Genomic DNA, 19,809 nt, shown 5'->3' with positions numbered 1-19,809 from the left:
ATGACGACCCTCGCCAAGCCGGCGATCCGCCCGGCTCGCCCCGAGTTCTCTTCCGGCCCCTGCGCCAAGCGCCCCGGCTGGACCCCCGAAAATCTCAGAAACGCCGTCCTGGGCCGCTCGCACCGCTCCAAGCTGGGCAAGGCGCGCCTGAAGGCCGCCATCGACCAGACGCGCGAAGTGCTGGAGGTCCCGGCCGACTTCCTGATCGGCATCGTCGCCGGTTCGGACACCGGCGCGGTCGAGATGGCCATGTGGTCGATGCTCGGCGCCCGCCCCGTGCAACTGCTGGCCTTCGAGTCCTTCGGCAAGGACTGGGTCACGGACGTCACCAAACAACTCAAGCTGCCCGACGTCGAGGTGCTGAGCGCCCCGTACGGCCAGTTGCCCGACACGTCCAAGGTCGATCCGACCAAGGATCTGGTCTTCACCTGGAACGGCACGACCTCGGGCGTGCGCGTCCCGAACGCCGACTTCATTTCGGCCGACCGTGAAGGCATCACCATCTGCGACGCGACCAGCGCCGCCTTCGCTCAGGAACTCGACTGGGAGAAGCTCGATGTCGTGACCTTCTCCTGGCAGAAGGCGCTGGGCGGCGAAGGGGCGCACGGGATCCTGATCCTGTCGCCGCGCGCCGTGGCCCGTCTGGAAAGCTACACGCCGGCCTGGCCGATGCCGAAGCTGTTCCGCATGACCAAGAACGGCAAGATCGCCGCCGACATCTTCGAGGGCGCGACGATCAACACGCCGTCGATGCTCTGCGTGGAAGACGCCCTGGACGCGCTGAAGTGGGCCGCCTCGATCGGTGGTCTGGAAGCCATGCGGGGCCGCGCCGACCAGAATCTGGCCGTGCTGGCCGAGTGGGTCGCCAAGACCGACTGGGTCGATTTCCTGGCCGCCACGCCGGAGATTCGCTCCAACACCTCGGTGTGCCTGAAGGTGGTCGATCCCCGGATCGCCGCCCTGCCGGAAGACGCCCAGGCCGACTTCGCCAAGAAGCTGGCCAGCCTGCTCGAGAAGGAGGGCGCGGCCCTCGACATCGGCGGCTATCGCGACGCCCCGGCCGGTTTGCGCATCTGGTGCGGGGCCACGGTGGAGGCTTCCGACCTGGAAGCTCTGACGCCCTGGCTCGACTGGGCCTTCGCCACCGTCTCGGCCGAACTGGCCGCCGCTTAAGACAACGCTTACCCCCACCTGGCCGCTGCGCGGCCGTCCGCCCCCGGAAAGGGGGCGGAATAGGATCCTCCCTCCCCCTCTGGGGGAAGGGGACCGCCGAACGGCGGTGGAGGGGGCTTTCGCAAACATTCTCCGCAAGGAAATCCTCCATGACCGCTCCCCGCGTTCTCATCGCTGACAAGCTCAGCCCCGCCGCCGTCGACATCTTCAAGAACCGCGGCGTCGATTTCGACATCAAGGTCGGCCTGTCGAAGGACGAGCTGATCGCCGTGATCGGCGACTATGACGGCGTCGCCATCCGCTCGGGCGCCAAGCTCGACAAGGACGTCATCGCCGCCGCCCACAAGCTGCGCGTCATCGCCCGCGCCGGCATCGGCGTCGACAATGTCGACATCCCGGCCGCCACGGCCAAGGGCATCGTCGTGATGAACACGCCCTTCGGCAACTCGATCACCACGGCCGAACACGCCATCGCCATGATGTTCGCCCTGGCCCGCCAGATCCCCGCCGCCGACGTCTCGACCCAGGCCGGCAAGTGGGAGAAGAACCGCTTCATGGGCGTGGAGCTGTACGCCAAGACCCTGGGCCTGATCGGCGCCGGCAACATCGGCTCGATCGTCGCCGACCGCGCCCTGGGCCTGAAGATGAAGGTCGTGGCCTATGACCCCTTCCTGAGCCCCGAGCGCGCCGTCGAGATGGGCGTCGAGAAGGTCGAGCTCGAAGACCTGCTGGCCCGCGCCGACGTCATCACCCTGCACACCCCGCTGACCGACAAGACCCGCAACATCCTGTCGGCCGAGAACCTGGCCAAGACCAAGAAGGGCGTGCTGATCGTCAACTGCGCCCGTGGCGGCCTGGTCGATGAGGTCGCCCTGCGCGCCCTGCTCGACAGCGGTCATGTCGGCGGCGCCGGCTTCGACGTCTTCGTCACCGAGCCGGCCAAGGAAAACCCGCTGTTCGGCTCGGACAAGGTCGTGGCTACCCCCCACCTGGGCGCCAGCACCTCGGAAGCGCAGGAGAACGTGGCCCTGCAGGTCGCCGAGCAGGTCAGCGACTACCTGCTGACCGGCGCGGTCACCAACGCCCTCAACAGCCCCTCGATCACGGCCGAGGAAGCGCCGAAGCTGAAGCCTTTCGTGGCCCTGGCCGAGAAGATCGGCGCCCTGGCCGGCCAGATGGTCGACTTCGGCATCACCGCGATCGACATCGCCTTCGAGGGCGAGGTCAGCAACCTCAACGTCAAGCCGATGACCTCCGCCGCCCTGGCCGGCGTGCTGAAGCCGATGCTGGCCGAGATCAACATGGTCTCGGCCCCGGCCATCGCCAAGGAGCGCGGCATCACCGTCTCGGAGAGCCGTCAGGAAGTCAGCCCCACCTATGACAGCCTGATGCGCGTGACCATCACCACCGAGAAGGGCAAGCGCAGCTTCGCCGGCACGGTGATCGCCGGCGCCCCGCGCGTCGTCGAGGTCAAGGGCATGGAGCTGGACGCGGCCTTCTCGCCAGCCATGCTCTACATCAACAACCTGGACAAGCCGGGCTTCATCGGCGCGTTGGGCATGCTGTTGGGCGAGGCGGGCGTCAACATCGCCACCTTCAACCTGGGCCGCCTCTCGGCCGACGCCGACGCTATCGCCCTGGTGGGCGTCGACCAGGCTCCGGCCGCCGAACTGCTGGCCAAGATCCAGGCCCTGCCGCACGTGAAGGAAGCGCGCGCGCTGACGTTCTAGGCGCTTCGACCTGCCTGTCCCGGATGACCGATCCGGGACAGGACTGGGGCGTCTGGACTGGCCAAGGTGGCTTCAGCCTTGCATCGCCTGGATGACGCCCCTTTTTCGTTCGATAGGCCGCTCATGTTGTTTCGTAATCGCAAGATCAACGTCCTGGCCTTCACGATCTTCGTCGCGGCGGCGGCCTTCGCCCTGTGGCGGGCCCTGCTGCCCGACGATGGCGGCATGGGCCTGATCCCCTGGGACAAGGCCAAGCACTTCATCGTCTTCTATGTGCTGACCGCCCTGGCGATCACCGCCTTGCCCGCCAGCCGCTTCTGGCGCATCGGCCTGGTGCTGCTGGCCTTTGGCGGCATGATCGAGGTGCTGCAGGCGTTCGTCGGCCGAGACGCGGCTTGGGGCGACGTGCTGGCGGACGCCTGCGGGATCGGCGCGCTGTTTGGACCGATCATCCTGCGTGACCTGACCGCCAGGCCGTCGCCCGCCCCGGATCAAGCCGTCAAGCTCGAAGTCCAACTGCCCTAGACGCCGAGGATTCTCGGCCTATCGTCAGGCGTCGATTCCGGCGCCGTCATCGCGGCGCGGCGGCTATCCCTGGGGCCGAATGCGAAAGTCAAACCTCCGCCCGACGGCCTTCGTGCTGGTGTCGACCAACCACGGCTCCCTGTTGGTCAATCGTCACGACTACAGGATCGTCCAGAACGGCGCTTACGGCGTGGGCTACCAACTGTTGGAGACCTCGTCGTTCGACCAGGACGAGGTGGACGCCGCCGTCAGGCTGCTGGAAATGCGTCGCGCCCATTTCGGCGACGGCGTGGTGGCCATCGACTGCGGCGCCAATATCGGCGTCCATACCGTCGAGTGGGCTCAGTTGATGACCGGCTGGGGCAAGGTCATCGCCTTCGAGGCGCAGGAGCGGATCTTCTACGCCCTGGCCGGCAATATCACGCTGAACAACTGCTTCAACGCCCGGGCGATCTGGGCGGCGGTGGGCGCCGAGCGCGGGGTGATCGACGTTCCCGTCCCCGACTACTTCAAGCCCGCCAGCTTCGGCAGTCTCGAGATCCGCCAGACCGAGCGCACCGAATTCATCGGCCAGGAGATCGACTATTCCGCGGAGAACGCCCAGAGCACCCAGATGATGGCGATCGACGATCTGGCTCTCACGCGGCTGGACTTCGTCAAGATCGACATCGAGGGCATGGAGATGGAGGCCCTGCGGGGCGCTCGGCGCACCATCGCGACCTGCAAACCGATGATGATGATCGAGCGGATCAAGTCCGACGAGTCCGAGCTGCGCGAGTTCCTGATCGGCCTGGGCTACGGCGTCTACTACATGGGCATCAACATCCTGGCCGTTCACCAGGACGATCCGATGTCGGAACAGATCAAGGGGATGGCGGGCGGCTGAGCCCGAGCGGGTTAACCGCCGACACTTAACCCTGGCGCGCTCTAGGAAAAGGTCAGGTGCTCGGCGCGGAAATAGAACAGCCAGTCCAGCCTCAGGATGTTCTGGATGCGGAAGCTGGGCGGCTCATAGCGCGACACCACGCTGAGGGGCTTGTCGCGAATCTTCAGGATCTCGACCAGCAGCACCAGCGACGTGTCGATCGTGGCGATGCGCGCCGCCCGCTCGATCACCGTGCTCCAGTCGAACAGGCTGTAGCCCTCGATCGGGCGGAGGCGGACTTCCTTTTCGGGCGCCTTGTGGGTGAACTGGATCTGGCTGTTGCTGCCATGCTCGTTCAGCAGCGCATAGGGCTCGCCATCGTCCAGGCCCAGAAGCTTGAACAGCGCCTCTTCCTTGGCGAGGTCGCGGCGCAGCTCCACATGGTCGGCCCAGTCGGCCATATCCATTCCGGCCACCTGATACTTCAGGTCCATCGTCTGCTCGGGCGCGTAGCGCCAGCTGAAGAACAGCGACAGGAACGTATAGTTCGGCCCCTCGATCGGGCTGAGGGCGATCTTGTCGCTCAGGAACAGCAGCTCGTCGCGGAAGTCGAAGGCCTCGGTGTCGAGGATCGGCGTCTCGATGTTCGCGGGCATGACCAGGGCGTCATAGACCCAGCTGTGCTTCTGCAGGACCGGCATGATCACGCGGCGCCCGGTCGCGGCGTAGGTCTTGGCGATCTTCTGGACGAAGAGCAGATCCCCGACCATGCCGGGCTGAAAGATGAGTACCGGCTTCATGCCGCTCCGCCGAATCGTGAGAGCCCGCAGTCTTGCATAACTTGACCGGTCTGAAGACTTGGCCGCCTGGCGCGTCTCCGCTCGGACTTCGTCGCGGCGCGAGCCTAGAAGCTGTCCACGCGCACGCTCCACGGCTTGGACACCCCCGCCGCCGCGTCCAGTCCGCCCACGATCCAGCGCCGGGTGTCGGCGGGGTCGATGACCGCGTCGATCTCCAGGGCGGCGGCCATGCTGATCGCCTTGCCGGCCGCGTAGAGCCGCGCCACGAGCTGGTCGTAGAGCGCCTTCTGCTTGGCGGGATCGGTTTCGGCTTCCAGCTCCTTGCGGTAGCCCAGCTTGACCGCGCCCTCCAGGCCCATGCCGCCAAACTCGCCGGTCGGCCAGGCGGCGATGAAGGCCGGCGAATGGAAGCTGCCGCCCGCCATGGCCTGGGCCCCGAGGCCGTAGCCCTTGCGGGTCACCACGGTGAAGAGCGGGCTGCGTAGCTTGGCGCCGGCGATGAACTGGCGGCTGACCCGGCGCACGGCGGCGGCGTCCTCGCTGTCGGGACCGACCATGAAGCCGGGCGTGTCGCACAGGCTCAGGACCGGCAGGGCGAAGGCGTCGCAGAGCTGCAGGAACCGCGCGGCTTTCTCGGCGCCTTCGCAGTCGATCGCTCCGCCCAGATGCCGCGGATCGTTGGCGATCAGCCCCATCGGCCGGCCCTCGATGCGGATCAGGCCGGTGACCATGCCCGCCGCGAAGCCGCCGCGCAGCTCCAGGAACGAACCCTCGTCGACCAGGCCATGGATCAGCGCCCGCACGTCATAGACCCGCAGCCGGTTCTCCGGGATCGCGCCCCGCAGCCGCCGCTGGTCCGGCGCGGTCCAGCTCGGCAGCGCGCCTTGGAAATAGGACAGCGCCTGCTTGGCCAGTCGGGTGGCGTGGGCCTCGTCATCGGCCAGGATGTCGATGACGCCATTCTTCCACTGGTGCGCCGATGGCCCGATCTGCTCGGGCTTGAACACCCCCAGCCCGCCGCCCTCGATCATCGCCGGTCCGCCCATGCCCAGATTGCTGTCGCGGGTGGCGATAATGATCTCCGACAGGCCCGCGATGGCGGCGTTGCCGGCGAAGCAGCGGCCGGCGACGATGGCGATCTTGGGAACCAGGCCCGACAGCTGGGCGAAGCTCCTAAACGTCGGCACGTCCAGCCCGGCCACCGCCGTCGTGTCGGTGTCGCCCGGCCGCCCGCCGCCGCCCTCGGCGAACCACACGACCGGCAGCTTCTGGTCGGCGATGATCGCCATCAGCCGGTCGGACTTGCGGTGGTTCATCGCGCCTTGCGTGCCGGCCAGCACCGTGAAGTCGTAGGCCAGGGCCGCCGTCCGCGCCTTGTCGGGCGGGAAGAGGCCGCCATTGACGGTTCCGACGCCGGTGATCAACCCGTCGGCGGGCGTGTTGGCGATCAGGTCCTCGGTCGAGCGCCGCCGCTTCTGCGCCGCGATGGCCAGGGCGCCGTACTCCAGGAAACTGCCCGGATCGACCAGGTCGTCGATGTTCTCCCGCGCTGTCCGGTGGCCGGTCTTGCGGCGCTTGGCGACGGCGTCGGGGCGGGCCTCGTCCAGGGTGTGTCGGTGGCGGGCGATCACCTCGGCCAGGTCGGGGCGGATCGTGTCGAGGTCCTCGGCGACGGCTTCGACGGCCTGGTCGCCCGCGACCTCCATCGGCTCCAGGAACACCAGCGGCTGGCCTTCGGCGACGGTCGCGCCGGGCGCGGCGAGGATTTTCAGCACCCGCCCGCCGGTGACGGTGGGAACGAGATGCTCCATCTTCATGGCCTCCAGCACGGCCAGGGCCTGGCCGGGGCGGACGAGGTCGCCCTCGGCCACCGCGATCGAACCGACCGTGGCCGCGAGCGGCGCGGCGACGGTGACGGCGCCGTCCAGGGTCTCGAAGGACCGCGCGGCGCTTTCCTCCGGCAAGTCGGCGACCAGTTCGGCGGCGTGGTCCTCGATGAACCGCGTGGTCGGCCTCTCCGGCGCGGCCGCCAGGATCGCCCGCACCAGCGGCGCGGTGGTCGAAACACCGGTGATCTGGAACTCCGCCAGCGCCCGGTCCAGTCGCGCCGAAGCCTCGGCATGGGTCCGCCCACGCGCGATCACCTTGGCCAGCAGGCTGTCGTAGGACCCGCCGACCGTCGTACCGGCGGCCACGCCGGCGTCGACCCGCACGCCCGGACCGCCCGGCGGGCTCCAGGCGCCGATCGCGCCGCTGGACGGCTTCACCTGGCCCTCGGCGGTCAGGGTCTCGGCATTGATCCGCGCCTGGATCGCGACCCCGAAGGCCGGCGGAACCTCCAGGTCGAGGGGCGCGCCGGCCGCGAGATCGAACTGCAGGCGCACCAGGTCCAGGCCCGTGACCTCCTCGGTCACCGTATGCTCGACCTGCAGGCGCGGATTGACCTCCAGGAAGAAGGCCTCGCCGGTCTCCGCGTCGACCAGGAACTCGACCGTGGCCAGGCCGCGATAGCCGGCGCACAGCGTCTCGGCGTGCTTCCAAAGAGCGGCCCGCAGCGGAGCGGGCAGGGCGGCCGGGGCGATCTCGACCAGCTTCTGGTTCCGCCGCTGGAGGGAGCAGTCGCGGTCGCCGATCGCCAGCACCCGCCGTCCATCGCCGACGATCTGCACCTCGACATGGCGCGCCCGCTCGATCCGCTTCTCGGCATAGAGCCCGCCGTCCCCGAAGGCCGCGAGGGCCTCCCGCGCGCAGGCGGCGAAGGCGGCGTCCAACTCGCCGGGATCCAGCACCGCTCGCATGCCGCGCCCGCCGCCGCCGGCCCGCGCCTTCAGCATGATCGCGCCGTGCTCGGCCTGGAACGCCCGCGCGCCGTCCGGTGAGATCGCCCCCGTCCCCGGGATCAGCGGCACGTTCCGCTCGGCCGCCAGCGCCCGGGCGGCGGCCTTGTCGCCAAAGGTCTCCAGGTGCTCGGGCGAGGGGCCGACGAAGACGATCCCCGCCTCGGCGCACGCCCGCGCCAGGCCAGGGTTCTCCGACAGGAAGCCATAGCCGGGATGCAGGGCGTCGCAGCCCTCGGCCTGGGCGGCGGCGATGATCGCCGTGATGTCCAGATAGGCCTTGGCCCCCGCGCCAGGCAGGGCGACCGCGCGGTCGGCGGCCGTCACGTGCGGGCTCCCCGCGTCGTCGGTCGCGCGGACGGCCACGGAGCTGAGACCGGCCTCCGCCGCCGCGCGGGCGATGCGGATAGCGATCTCGCCGCGGTTGGCGATCAGGACGCGGGTGAGGGACATGAGATTTCCCGTGAAGGCTTCATACGGCCGTTTGAGACACTTTGGCCGGTCCCGCCCGACTCTCCAAGGCTTGACTCCGCAGCGCTGCAAGATCAGAACAAAAGTGGAACAAGGAGTAAGGAATGGCCGGATCGCGCGAGGCGCGTCTTGCGGCCCTGAGAGGCCGGATCGCCGCGATCGAAGCGGGGACTCGGACTCTGACTCCGGTCCTGCCGTTCGGGGATCCGGCCATCGATGGCTGCTTCCCGGGCGGCGGCCTGCCGCTGGGCGGCTGGCACGAGGTGACGGGCGCCGGGCTGGAGGGCGAGACCGGCGCGGCCCCCGCCGCCTTCGTCGGCCTGCTGTTGCGCCCTCTGGTGAAGGCGGGCGCGATCGTCTGGATCGCCCGGCGTAGCGACCTGTTCGCGCCCGGCCTGTTCGGCCTTGGCTTCCCAACCGAGCGGCTGATCCAGGTCCGCGCGCGCGATGAGGCCGAGACCCTGTCGGTGCTGGAGGACGCGCTTTCCACCCAGGGCGTCGCCGCCGCCGTCGGCGAGGCCGAGGCCCCGGACCTGACCGCCGGCCGTCGCCTGCAACTGGCCTGCGAGAAGCGGGGCGGCTTCGGGGTGGTGCTGCACCGAAGACCTTACGGGGGACGAGCGGGCGCGGGCCAGGCGGTGTCCGGCTCGGCCGCGTTCAGCCGCTGGCGGATCGGACCGTCGCCGACCCCGTCGCCGCCGGACGACATCGGCCTTGGCCCTCCGCGCTGGCGGGTCGAACTCGAACGCTGCCGGGGCGGACGTCCCGGCGCCTGGATCTTGGAAGCACAGGAGGCCGGCCATGGCCCGCATCCTTTCCGTCTGGTGTCCCAACTGGCCGATCACGACGTGGCGGCGGCGGAACCCGGGCTACGATACGTCGGCTGAAGCCGCGCCTTTCGCCCTGCTGGCCACGGAGGGCGGAACCCGCCGCCTCGCCGCCGTCGACGAGACCGCCCGCGCCCTTGGCCTCGGCGCCGCCCAGAAGGCCGCCGACGCCATGGCCCTGGTTCCGAACCTCGTCACCTTCGACCACGACCCCGTCGCCGACCGGATCGCGCTGGAGGCCCTGTGCGACTGGTGCGTGCGCTTCTCGCCGGCCGTGGCGATCGACGGGGCGGACGGCCTGTTCCTCGACATCACCGGGACCGACCACCTGTGGGGCGGGGAGCGCGACATGCTGGTCGATCTCGTGGCGCGGCTGGCGCGCTGGGGCGTGCCGGCCCGGGCGGCGATCGCCGACACCGCCGGGGCGGCCTGGGCCCTGGCGCGGTTTGGGGCCCGCCTTGGCGACGACCTGGCCATCGCCGCGCCGGGTGAGCAGCGCGCGGCGATCGAGGACCTGCCCGTCGCGGCCCTGCGCCTGGAGGACGCCGCCGAGGCCCAGCTGCCGCGCCTGGGCCTGCACCGCGTCGGGCAGCTCTTCGCTCTGCCCCGCGCCCAGCTGGCCAAGCGCTTCGGCCTGGGCCTGACCCTGCGCCTCGACCAGGCTCTGGGCATGGCGGCCGAGGCCTTGACCTTCCGCCGCCCGGCCACGCCCTGGTTCGACCGCCTGGCCTTCTTCGAGCCGATCAGCGCGCCCGAGGACCTGGCCCGCGCGGCCGGCGACGCCCTGGCCTTGATCTGTCAGCGGCTGGAGGCCGAGGGGCGCGGGGCCAAGCGTTTCGAGGTCGTGTTCCACCGCCTGGACGGCCAGGCCTATCCGGTCCGCGCGAACCTGGCCCGCATCGGTCGCGACGCCAAGCGGCTGACCAAGCTGATCATCCCGAAGCTGGACAAGGTCGACCCCGGTTTCGGCGTCGAGGTCGTCACCGTCCACGCCGCCGCCGTCGAGCCCCTGGCGGCGGCGCAGGACCGGCTGGACGCTGAAGCCGGGACCAGCCTCGACGAGACCCTGGCCCCTCTGATCGACCGCCTGGTCAACCGCCTGGGCGAAGCCCGCGTCTGGCGCGCCGATCCGTACGAGAGCCACGTGCCCGAACGCTCGGTCGTCCGCAAGGCCCCGCTGGATCCGCCGGCGGCCGCGAAATGGGATCTCGACCGCCCGCGGCCGGTGCGGCTGTTCAAGCGGCCCGAGGCGATCACGGCCATCGCCAAACTGCCCGACGACCCGCCGATGTCGTTCACCTGGCGCGGCCGCGCCCACCGCGTCCGCCGCGCCGAAGGCCCCGAGCGCATCGGCCAGGAATGGTGGCGCGCCGGCGTCGGCGAGACCGATACCGGCCCCGGCAAGGTCCGCGACTACTACCGCGTCGAGGATGACGTGGGGGGGCGGTTCTGGATCTTCAGGCAGGGGCTGTTCGGCGTCGATGAAGCGCCGAAGTGGTGGATCCATGGCCTGTTTGGTTGAGGTTTTCCCCCACCTGACCGCTTCGCGGTCGTCCGCCCCCAAAGGCGGGTGGAAGGCTCGCCATCCTTCTTTCCCCTCCGGGGGAGGAGCGCGAAGCGCGGAGGGGGCAAGTCGATGACCGCCTATGCCGAGCTCCAGACCACCACCAACTTCTCGTTCCTGCGCGGCGCCTCGCACGCGGAGGAGCTGGCGATCGCGGCCGAAGCGCTGGGCCTCTCCGCCATCGGCGTCACAGACCGCAACACCCTGGCGGGCGTCGTCCGGGCCTGGACGGCGGCCAAGACGCGGAATGTCCGGGTGCTGAGCGGCTGCCGGCTGGACTTCATGGACGGGACGCCCAGTCTGCTCTGCTACCCGACCGACCGCGAGGCGTTCGGCCGGCTGACGCGGCTGCTGACCGTCGGCCAGCGGCGGGCCGGGAAGGGCGAGTGCCACCTGTCCTGGCGGGACTTCCTTGACCATTCAGACGGCCAGATCGGGCTGATCGTTCCGCCGAAGGTCCTTGACGAAGCCTTCGAACGCGATCTGGCTCGCATGGCCGGCGACCTGCGCGGCCGGGTCTGGCTGGCGGCCAGCCGCGCCTACGCCGCCCAGGACCTGAAGCGGCTTTCGCGCCTGGACGATCTGGGGCGAACCGCCGGCGCGCCGATCGTGGCGACCAATGACGTGCTCTATCACGGCCCCGAACGGCGACCATTGCAGGACGTCATCACCTGTGTGCGCGAGCACTGCGCGATCCACGAGGCCGGCTTCCGGCTGGAGGCCAATGCCGAGCGCCACATCAAGTCTCCGGCCGAGATGGCGCGCCTGTTCGAACGCTGGCCCCGCGCGGTCGAGCGCACGGTCGAGATCGTCGAGCGGATCGGCTTCGACCTGGGGCAGCTCAACGAGGAATATCCGGACGAACCGGTCCCCCCCGGCAAGACGGCGATGCAGCACCTGAGCGATCTCACCTGGTCCGGCGCGGCCTGGCGTTATCCGGCCGGCGTGCCGGAGAAGGTCGCGGCGCAGCTGAAGGAAGAGCTGCGGCTGATCGCCAAGATGGACTACCCCAACTATTTCATCACCGTGCACGACATCGTGCGCGAGGCCCGAAGCATGGGCATCCTGTGCCAGGGACGGGGGTCGGCGGCCAATTCCTCGGTCTGCTTCTGCCTGGGCGTGACGGCGATCGATCCGACCGAGCACCGGCTGCTGTTCACCCGCTTCATCTCCGAGAACCGCGGCGAGCCGCCGGACATCGACGTCGATTTCGAGCACGAGCGCCGCGAGGAGGTGATGCAGTACGTCTATCGGCGCTATGGCCGGGAATATGCCGCCATCTGCGGGACGGTGATCCACTACCGCCCGCGCAGCGCCATCCGCGATGTCGGCAAGGCCCTGGGCCTGACCGAGGACGTCACCTCGCTATTGGCCGGCACGGTCTGGGGCAGCTGGGGTTCGGGCCTGCCCGAGGAGCATCTGCGCAACGCGGGTCTGGACCCCGAGGCGCCGGAGATCGCTCGTGCGGTCAACCTGGCGACCGAGCTGATGGGTTTCCCGCGCCACCTGTCGCAGCACGTCGGCGGCTTCGTCCTGACCAAGCGGCGGCTGGACGAGACCGTGCCGATCGGCAACGCGGCCATGCCCGACCGCACCTTCATCGAGTGGGACAAGGACGACATCGATAGCCTGAAGCTGATGAAGGTCGACGTGCTTGCCCTGGGCATGCTGACCGCCATCCAGCGCGCTTTCGGCATGTTGCGGGCCGATCATGGCGAGCCGATCGTCGACCTGGCCGATGTCCCGGTCGAGCTGCCCGGCGTCTACGACATGCTGTGCGTCGCCGACAGCGTGGGCGTCTTCCAGGTGGAGAGCCGGGCGCAGATGTCGATGCTGCCGAGGCTGAAGCCCCGGCGGTTCTACGACCTGGTCATCGAGGTGGCGATCGTCCGACCCGGCCCGATTCAGGGCGACATGGTGCACCCGTACCTGAAGCGGCGGAATGGGATCGAACCCGTGGACATGCCCGCGCCGTCGCCGGAGCATGGCCCCGAAGATGAGCTGAAACAGATCCTGGGCAACACCTACGGCGTGCCGCTCTTCCAGGAGCAGGCCATGAGCCTGGCCATCGAGGCGGCTAAGTTCACGCCCGATGAGGCCGACGGCCTGCGCAAGGCCATGGCCACCTTCCGCAACCTGGGCACGCCGGACGAATATCGCGACCGGTTCGTCGAGGGCATGGTCGCGCGCGGCTACCAGCGCGATTTCGCCGAGCGGTGCTTCAAGCAGATCGAGGGCTTCGGCCACTACGGCTTTCCGGAGAGCCACGCGGCCAGCTTCGCCAAGCTGGTTTACGTCTCGGCGTGGATCAAATGGGCCTGGCCGGACGTGTTTTGCGCGGCCCTGATCAACTCTCAGCCCATGGGCTTCTACCAGCCGGCCCAGCTGGTCCGCGACGCGCGCGAGCATGGGGTGGAGGTGCTGCCGCCCGACATCCTGGGCAGCGACTGGGACTGCACGCTGGAGAGCGTGACGGCGGGCTTCCGCGCGCCTCGGATCCGCGCGGACAAGATCGCCAGCGACCAGAACCGCCCACGGTGGAAGGCCGTGCGTCTGGGATTTCGCCAGATCAAGGGCCTGAAGGAAGGCGATGTGAAAACCCTGGTCCATGTTCGCGCCGAGGGCGCCCGCACCCCGGGTGAGTTCGCCCAGGGCGGCGTGCCCCAGCGCGCGCTGGAGCTGCTGGCCGAGGCCGACGCTTTCGCTTCGGTCGGGCTGACCCGCCGCGAGGCGCTGTGGGCGGTGAAGGGACTGAAGGGCGAGCACAAGGCGCCGGTGCAGGCGCCGTTGCTGGCCGGCCTGCCGCTGTTCGAGGACCGCGCGGCGCTGCCGGCCATGGGCCAGCCGCAGGAGGTGGCCGAGGACTACCGCACCACCAGCCTTTCCCTGAAACATCACCCGATGGCCTTCTACCGGTCGATGCTGACGCGGCGCGGAGTGATCACGGCCGAGCAGCTGCTGACCCTGAAGGACGGCCGCAAGGTGTCGGTGGCGGGGCTCGTCCTGATCCGCCAGCGGCCCGGGACGGCCAAGGGCGTGGTGTTCGTGACCTTGGAGGACGAGACAGGCGTGGCCAACGCAGTGGTCTGGAAGGACCGCTTCGAGGCCGACCGCAATGTGGTGATGACCGCTTCGTTCCTGGTCGTCCATGGCCGGGTGCAAAGGGCCGAGAACGTCATCCACGTGGTGGCCGAGGGCTTCACCGACCTGTCGGCGCACCTGTCCACCCTGCGCGACGAGCCGGGCGCGCCGGCCCCCCGCGTGCGCCAGAAGGTGTCGGGCCGTCTGCTACGGAGCCGGGATTTCCACTAGAGCCTGTCCCGTTTAGATGGAACCATCTAAACCGGGAAAACAGGCTCTAGAATCAAACATTTAGAGCCATTTTGAACGCTTTAGATGATTCCATCTAAAGCTAAAGGGCTCTAGACGAGGCTGCGGATTTCGCCGTTCATTGGCTAAGGCAGGACAGGACGAAGGGAACGACCGTCCCGACCACCAGCAGCAGGATATGGCGCATACGGTGCAATGGCTGGCGCAGGGTCATCCAGACGCCGGTGATCGTCGAGATGATCAGGCCGACCGACGCCAGGGCGAAGAACGCCTTCAGCAAGGTCGTCGGAAGCCGCTGAGCCTTGGCTTCCGGACGCGATGCGGCCGGGGCGGGCCCCGGCGAGGGCTTCGCGGAGGGTTGCGACTGGGGACGACGCCCCTCGCGATAAAGCTGCTTCTTGTGCAAAACCCCCAGCTTGGCCACGACCGCTGGCGGTGCGTAGCCAGGATGGGCTTCGTGCAACTCGTAGATCTGCAACACGCCCGTCAAGGCGAAGAGCAGGACGGTTGGCGCGATGATCATGCCGATGTAGGCGTGCCACTTGCGTAAGAGCATCTGTAGTGCGGCCGGATGCCGAGGCAACCTTCTTGCCGTGCCGGTTGGCGTGGTCATTCGCCTTGTCCTCTGCCGTCGCTGTGGGGGACAGCCTTGGTCGTCAGCGGCATCGGCGCATTGCTGCATGTCAAAGAGTCGGGTCGGACGACCTCCGGCCGCCCCATGCTCGCTTCAGCCCCAGATAAACCACCCCCGCCGCCACGAAACTGGGCAGGGTCGCGCCGAGGTCCGGGGCCAGGCGGCTAAGCGCTTGATAAGCGGCGATGCCGATAGCCCAGGCCAGCAGGCCGGGCAGGTTCACGCCGCCCCCAGACACGGCGGCGGCGCGACGGCGCAGGACGAAGTGGTCGGCCAGCAGCACGCCGAACAGCGGCGCGAACACCGAGCCGATCAGCAGCAGGAAGCCTTCGTACTGGGTGATCGGCGCGAAGAGGGCGATGGTCGTGCACAGCGCGCCGAACACCAGGGCCAGGTTGGCGGGCTTGGCGGGGACGAGCGTGGCGGTCGAGACGGCGGCCGAATGGATGTCGGCGAAGGTGTTGTCGGTCTCGTCGATGACGATCAGCAGCAGGGCGATCCCGCCGCCGCTGGCCGCCAGGGCCGTCAGCAACAGGCTCTCGCCGCCGCCGGCCGCCAGGGCGTACGCGGCTCCGAGCGCCATGAACCAGATGTTGGCCAGGACGTAGCCGGCCGCCGAACCCTTGAACATGCCGCCGCTAGTGCGGCCAAAGCGGGTGTAGTCGGCGATCAGCGGCAGCCACGACAGCGGCATGGCCACCACCAGGTCGACGCCGGCGCCGAAGCTCATCTCGCCGGTTCCAGCCTTGGCCAGCAGGGCGGAGAGGTCGTGCTCGGCCAGCAGCCGCCAGCTCAGCCATCCGGCGCCGGCCAGCAGCAGCCACAGGCCCCAGGCGCGCAGGAAGCGGCGCACGAACGACACCGGCCCCTGGATGGCCAGGAAGGTCGCCAGGAGGCCGAAGGCCAGGGTCCAGATCACCGGGCTGGAAAAGCCGAAGGTCTGCTTGGCCAGGGCGTCGGCGGAATCGCGCATGGCGATGATCTCGAACGCGCCCCAGCCGGTCAGCTGGATGGCGTTGAGCACCGCCGGGACGGCCGCGCCGCGCGCGCCCAGGGCCAGGCGCAGGGCGCCCATCGACGACAGGCCGGTGTCGGTCCCGACCACCCCGGCGGCGGCCAGCAGCAGGGCGCCCAGCACCGAGCCGGTGACGATCGCCGCCAGCGCCATGCCCAGGCTCAGGCCGGGTACCAGGAACGCGCCGGCCTGCAGCACCAGGAGGCCGATGCCCAGGCTGAACCACAGCGAAAACGCGTCCTGGGCGCGGAACGCCCGGCGCGCTTCCGGCACGGGGGTCAGGGGATCGTAGGTGTCGTGAAGTTTGGCCATGGGCCTCCGGTTTAGCAGCTCATCTTCGGGACGCGATACCGAAGTCGCCGATGTGTCGAGTTCACGACCGCAACCTCGCGCCACGAGCGGACGTTAGGTTCTCACATCCACACAATCGGAAGACGCTCATGGCCACCCCGGCGAAGACCAAGGCCAAGACGGCCACGCGCGTAAGCGCCAAGCCCCCGACCGGGACAAAGGTCCCCCAACCCGCGGGCCCGTCGACCGAGGGCGAGACGCTGGTCGCCCCCGGCGGCGAAACGCATCAGCAGGCCGACGGTCCGGCTGCGCAACTGACCACCAACCAGGGCGTGCCGATCGCCGACAACCAGAACTCGCTGAAGGCCGGCGCGCGTGGGCCGGTGCTGCTGCAGGACTTCATCCTGCGCGAAAAGATCATGCACTTCGACCACGAGCGCATCCCGGAGCGCGTGGTTCACGCGCGGGGTTCGGCCGCGCACGGCTTCTTCGAGTGCCTGGAGTCCTGCGCCGACGTCACCTGTGCAGACTTCCTGCAGCGCCCGGGTGAGCGCACCCCGGTGTTCACCCGCTTTTCGACCGTGGCCGGCAACAAGGGCTCGGCCGACCTGCCGCGCGACGTGCGCGGGTTCGCGGTCAAATTCTATACCCAGCAAGGCAATTTCGATCTCGTCGGCAACAATATGCCGGTGTTCTTCATCCAGGACGCCATCAAGTTCCCCGACCTGATCCACGCGGCCAAGCAGGACCCGGACCGTGAGTTTCCGCAGGCCGCCACCGCCCACGACACCTTCTGGGACTTCATCTCGCTGACGCCCGAGAGCATGCACATGATCATGTGGGCGATGAGCGACCGGGCGATCCCGCGCTCGTTGCGGATGATGGAAGGCTTCGGCGTCCACACCTTCCGGCTAGTGAACGCGGCGGGCGACTCGACCTTCGTCAAGTTCCACTGGCGGCCCAAGCTGGGCTCTCAGTCGGTGGTCTGGGACGAGGCCCTCAAGATCAACGGCGCCGATCCCGACTTCCACCGCCGCGACCTTTGGGAAGCCATTGAGGGCGGCGACTTCCCCGAATGGGAGTTCTGCCTGCAGACCTTCACCCAGGAGCAGGCCGACGGCTTCGACTTCGATGTGCTGGACGCCACCAAGCTGATCCCGGAGGAGCTCATCCCCCTGCGCGTGGTCGGCCGCATGGTGCTGGATCGCAACCCCGACAACTTCTTCGCCGAGACCGAGCAGGTCGCCTATTGCGCCGCCCACGTGGTGCCGGGCATCGACTTCACCAACGACCCGCTGCTGCAGGGCCGGCTGTTCTCGTACCAGGACACCCAGCTCAAGCGCCTGGGCGGGCCCAACTTCCACCAGATCCCGATCAACCAGCCCAAGTGCCCGTTCCACAATCTGCAGCGCGACGGCCACATGCAGATGGGCGTCCCCAAGGGGCAGGTGAACTATGAGCCCTCCAGCCTTGGCGTCGACGTGGCGCGCGAGTCGCTGGAGAACGGCTTCCACACCTTCCCCAATCCCGAGGCCGGCGAGCAGTTGCGCCTGCGGCCGGAGACCTTCGCCGACCACTACACCCAGGCGCGGCTGTTCTTCGCCAGCCAGACCAAGCCCGAGCAGGACCACATCGTCGCGGCCCTGGTCTTCGAGCTCAGCAAGTGCGTGACGCCCCGCGTTCGCGAGGCGGTGCTGTCTCGGCTGATCCACATCGATCAGTTCCTGGCCCAGTCGGTGGCCGAGGGCCTGGGTTTCCCGGGCAAGATCGTCCCGGCTCCCGCGCCGGTCCCGGCCAAGGACATGGACCCCTCGCCCATGCTCAGCCTGCTGGCCAAGGCCGCGCCGACCCTGGAGGGCCGCAAGATCGGCGCTCTCGTCAGCGACGGTTGCGATGACAAGCTGGTCGCTAAACTGAAGGCCGCGGTCGAGGCGGCGGGCGCGAAGCTGCAGATCGTCGGCCCGACCATTTACGGCGTGACCACGGCCAGCGGCGCGTTGCTGCCGGTCGACCACAAGATCGACGGCGGTCCCTCGGTGCTGTTCGACGCGGTGGCGATCCTGCCCTCCGATGACGGCGGCGAGCAGCTGGCGATCGAGGCGGCGGCGGTCAACTTCCTGCGCGACGCCTATGGCCACCTGAAGGTCATCGCCTACCTGCCCTCGGCCGCGCCTCTGTTCGCGGCGGGTGGCGTCGTCGATGTCGGGCCGGATGACGATGCGGGCTTGATCGCGTTGCCGGACGCCAGCCTCGACGACTTCATCGCCGCGGCTTCGGCCGGTCGGACCTGGGCGCGCGAGCCCCTCGTGCGTCCGCCGCCCAAACCGCTGGTCGCGGCGGCCTGAGCAAGTCACGGAACGAAGCCTATCCGGGCGGATTAGCCCATCAGAGCGCGCCTAGCGTCAGACCCATCGCAGGACTTCATGAGCATCTTCGGCAACATCCTGAACAAGATCTTCCATCGCAATCAGCCCGCGCAAGCGCCGCGTCCGGCCCCTCAGGCCGCGCCGACGCCGACCACGCCGACCACGGCCGCGGCGCCTGCTCCGGCGACGTCGGCGTCGGTTGACGTCGAGGCCGTCTTGACCGAGCTCGCGACCCAGAAGGGCGGCGGCGGCAACTGGCGGACCTCGATCGTCGATCTGCTGAAGCTGCTGGATCTCGATTCCAGCTTGCAGGCCCGCGCGGCCCTGGGCCAGGAACTTGGCGTCCACGCCGGCGCCGACGGCAGCGCCGAACAGAATATCGCCCTGCAAAAGGCGGTCTGGGCCAAGCTGGCCGAGAACGGCGGCCACGTTCCGGCGACCCTCAGAGACTAGGCTGCCCTCTGACGCCCATGATCGACTGTCTCATCATCGGCGGCGGGCCCGCCGGCCTGACCGCCGCGATCTACGCCGCGCGCTTCCACCTGTCGGTGCAGGTGGTCGACGCCGGAGACAGCCGCGCCGAGAAGATCCCGCTCACCCGCAACCACGCCGGCTTTCCCGAGGGAATCTCCGGCGTGGCGCTGCTGGAGCGCATGCGCGAACAGGCGATCCTCTACGGAGCCGCGCTGATCGCGGGACGGGTCACCAACCTGGAGCGTGGCGAGGACGGCTTCCTCGCCACGCTGTCCGATCGCGGGATTTCGGCCCGAACCGTTCTCCTCGCCACGGGGGTGACCAATCGGCGGCCGCTGATGGACGAGGCGCTCCATGCCGAGGCGCTGCGGCAGGGGCGTTTGCGCTATTGTCCGGTCTGCGACGGCTACGAGGTCACCGACCAGGCCGTGGCGGTCGTCGGTCGCGGTCCGCGCGCCGCCCGCGAGGCCGAGTTCCTGCGCGGCTATACCGCCGATGTCAGCCTGATCGGCTTGACCGGCCAGGATGGTCTCGACGACGCCGCGCACGCCCGCCTCGACGCCATCGGAGTCAAGCGCTTCGCCGGCCCGGTGCGTGACTTCCATCTCGAGCGCGACGGTCTGGTCGTGACCTGCGCGGCGGGCCGGCTGCGCTTCGACGCCGTCTATCCGTCCCTGGGCTCCGACGTCCATTCGGACCTGGCGCGCGCCCTGGGCGCGGCCGTCACCGAGGATGGCTGCATCAAGGTCGACGCCCATCAGCGCACCAGCATTCCTGGCCTCTACGCGGCTGGCGATGTGGTGCTGGGTCTGGACCAGATCAGCCACGCCATGGGCGAGGCCGGGGTCGCCGCGACCACGCTGCGCAACGATCTGGCCGCGCGGGCGCCGCTGTTGCGCTAGCGCGT

At 69.1% G+C, this 19,809-nt stretch carries 14 protein-coding genes; 10 read left to right on the top strand and 4 right to left on the bottom strand.

What is annotated here, in order from left to right:
* The 4 genes from EIK80_RS21745 (at position 1) to EIK80_RS21730 (ending at position 4,314) form a co-directional block, all read left to right on the top strand.
* Entirely contained in the window at positions 1–1,173 is a 1,173-nt protein-coding gene (locus EIK80_RS21745) for a phosphoserine transaminase (RefSeq protein ID WP_125159107.1), read from the top strand.
* 149 nt (positions 1,174–1,322) lie between these two features.
* The gene (serA, locus tag EIK80_RS21740; protein WP_125159106.1) at positions 1,323–2,903 is read left to right on the top strand and encodes a phosphoglycerate dehydrogenase; all 1,581 of its coding nucleotides are present in this window, start codon (positions 1,323–1,325) and stop codon (positions 2,901–2,903) included.
* Between the two features lie 123 nt (positions 2,904–3,026).
* Positions 3,027–3,428 (top strand): VanZ family protein, encoded by a 402-nt coding sequence (locus EIK80_RS21735; RefSeq protein WP_199743585.1) that lies wholly within the window; start codon positions 3,027–3,029, stop codon positions 3,426–3,428.
* 79 nt (positions 3,429–3,507) lie between these two features.
* Positions 3,508–4,314 carry an FkbM family methyltransferase gene (locus EIK80_RS21730; RefSeq protein WP_125159105.1) on the top strand — a complete coding sequence of 269 codons (807 nt, stop codon included), beginning with the start codon at positions 3,508–3,510 and terminating at the stop codon, positions 4,312–4,314.
* 41 nt (positions 4,315–4,355) lie between these two features.
* On the opposite strand, the gene EIK80_RS21725 is transcribed toward EIK80_RS21730, so the two are convergent.
* Positions 4,356–5,093 carry a hypothetical protein gene (locus EIK80_RS21725; RefSeq protein ID WP_125159104.1) on the bottom strand — a complete coding sequence of 246 codons (738 nt, stop codon included), beginning with the start codon at positions 5,091–5,093 and terminating at the stop codon, positions 4,356–4,358.
* 104 nt (positions 5,094–5,197) lie between these two features.
* A complete protein-coding gene (locus EIK80_RS21720) occupies positions 5,198–8,383 on the bottom strand; it encodes a carboxyl transferase domain-containing protein (protein ID WP_125159103.1) in 3,186 nt (1,061 codons plus the stop codon).
* Positions 8,384–8,505: 122 nt separating this feature from the next.
* On the opposite strand from EIK80_RS21720, the gene EIK80_RS21715 reads away from it, so the two are divergent.
* The 3 genes from EIK80_RS21715 (at position 8,506) to EIK80_RS21705 (ending at position 14,104) form a co-directional block, all read left to right on the top strand.
* On the top strand, positions 8,506–9,288 hold the full coding sequence (locus EIK80_RS21715; RefSeq protein WP_199743584.1) for an ImuA family protein: 783 nt from the start codon (positions 8,506–8,508) through the stop codon (positions 9,286–9,288).
* Positions 9,203–10,750 carry a DNA polymerase Y family protein gene (locus EIK80_RS21710; RefSeq protein ID WP_125159102.1) on the top strand — a complete coding sequence of 516 codons (1,548 nt, stop codon included), beginning with the start codon at positions 9,203–9,205 and terminating at the stop codon, positions 10,748–10,750. Before EIK80_RS21715 ends, EIK80_RS21710 begins: the two co-directional genes overlap by 86 nt.
* Before the next feature lie 114 nt (positions 10,751–10,864).
* Positions 10,865–14,104, top strand: coding sequence for an error-prone DNA polymerase (locus tag EIK80_RS21705; protein ID WP_125159101.1), 3,240 nt, complete (start codon positions 10,865–10,867; stop codon positions 14,102–14,104).
* Between the two features lie 136 nt (positions 14,105–14,240).
* On the opposite strand, the gene EIK80_RS21700 is transcribed toward EIK80_RS21705, so the two are convergent.
* Positions 14,241–14,678 (bottom strand): PepSY domain-containing protein, encoded by a 438-nt coding sequence (locus EIK80_RS21700; RefSeq protein WP_125159100.1) that lies wholly within the window; start codon positions 14,676–14,678, stop codon positions 14,241–14,243.
* 127 nt (positions 14,679–14,805) lie between these two features.
* Positions 14,806–16,083: a putative hydroxymethylpyrimidine transporter CytX gene (cytX, locus tag EIK80_RS21695; protein ID WP_125159099.1), complete on the bottom strand. Its 1,278-nt coding sequence runs from the start codon at positions 16,081–16,083 to the stop codon at positions 14,806–14,808.
* A 128-nt stretch (positions 16,084–16,211) separates the two neighbouring features.
* On the opposite strand from cytX, the gene EIK80_RS21690 reads away from it, so the two are divergent.
* The 3 genes from EIK80_RS21690 to EIK80_RS21680 all read left to right on the top strand — a co-directional run bounded on the left by EIK80_RS21690 (position 16,212) and on the right by EIK80_RS21680 (position 19,804).
* Entirely contained in the window at positions 16,212–18,407 is a 2,196-nt protein-coding gene (locus EIK80_RS21690) for a catalase (RefSeq protein ID WP_125159098.1), read from the top strand.
* Between the two features lie 78 nt (positions 18,408–18,485).
* Complete coding sequence (locus tag EIK80_RS21685) at positions 18,486–18,881, top strand: DUF3597 family protein (protein ID WP_125159097.1); 396 nt, start codon at positions 18,486–18,488, stop codon at positions 18,879–18,881.
* Between the two features lie 17 nt (positions 18,882–18,898).
* The gene (locus tag EIK80_RS21680) at positions 18,899–19,804 is read left to right on the top strand and encodes an NAD(P)/FAD-dependent oxidoreductase (RefSeq protein ID WP_199743583.1); all 906 of its coding nucleotides are present in this window, start codon (positions 18,899–18,901) and stop codon (positions 19,802–19,804) included.
* The last annotated feature ends 5 nt before the right edge of the window (positions 19,805–19,809 follow it).

Source organism: Caulobacter sp. 602-1 (genome assembly GCF_003931565.1).
In the GTDB taxonomy this organism is placed as follows: Bacteria; Pseudomonadota; Alphaproteobacteria; order Caulobacterales; family Caulobacteraceae; genus Caulobacter.
This window is presented reverse-complemented; position numbering and strand designations above follow the sequence as displayed.

Bases quoted from the DNA above. Each gene is read 5' to 3' on its own strand.
- cytX (WP_125159099.1), bottom strand. From the start codon at position 16,083: ATGGCCAAACTTCACGACACCTACGATCCCCTGACCCCCGTGCCGGAA.
- EIK80_RS21700 (WP_125159100.1), bottom strand. From the start codon at position 14,678: ATGCTCTTACGCAAGTGGCACGCCTACATCGGCATGATCATCGCGCCA.
- EIK80_RS21735 (WP_199743585.1), top strand. From the start codon at position 3,027: ATGTTGTTTCGTAATCGCAAGATCAACGTCCTGGCCTTCACGATCTTC.
- EIK80_RS21725 (WP_125159104.1), bottom strand. From the start codon at position 5,093: ATGAAGCCGGTACTCATCTTTCAGCCCGGCATGGTCGGGGATCTGCTC.
- EIK80_RS21685 (WP_125159097.1), top strand. From the start codon at position 18,486: ATGAGCATCTTCGGCAACATCCTGAACAAGATCTTCCATCGCAATCAG.
- EIK80_RS21705 (WP_125159101.1), top strand. From the start codon at position 10,865: ATGACCGCCTATGCCGAGCTCCAGACCACCACCAACTTCTCGTTCCTG.
- EIK80_RS21710 (WP_125159102.1), top strand. From the start codon at position 9,203: ATGGCCCGCATCCTTTCCGTCTGGTGTCCCAACTGGCCGATCACGACG.
- EIK80_RS21720 (WP_125159103.1), bottom strand. From the start codon at position 8,383: ATGTCCCTCACCCGCGTCCTGATCGCCAACCGCGGCGAGATCGCTATC.
- EIK80_RS21730 (WP_125159105.1), top strand. From the start codon at position 3,508: ATGCGAAAGTCAAACCTCCGCCCGACGGCCTTCGTGCTGGTGTCGACC.
- EIK80_RS21745 (WP_125159107.1), top strand. From the start codon at position 1: ATGACGACCCTCGCCAAGCCGGCGATCCGCCCGGCTCGCCCCGAGTTC.
- EIK80_RS21680 (WP_199743583.1), top strand. From the start codon at position 18,899: ATGATCGACTGTCTCATCATCGGCGGCGGGCCCGCCGGCCTGACCGCC.
- EIK80_RS21715 (WP_199743584.1), top strand. From the start codon at position 8,506: ATGGCCGGATCGCGCGAGGCGCGTCTTGCGGCCCTGAGAGGCCGGATC.
- EIK80_RS21690 (WP_125159098.1), top strand. From the start codon at position 16,212: ATGGCCACCCCGGCGAAGACCAAGGCCAAGACGGCCACGCGCGTAAGC.
- serA (WP_125159106.1), top strand. From the start codon at position 1,323: ATGACCGCTCCCCGCGTTCTCATCGCTGACAAGCTCAGCCCCGCCGCC.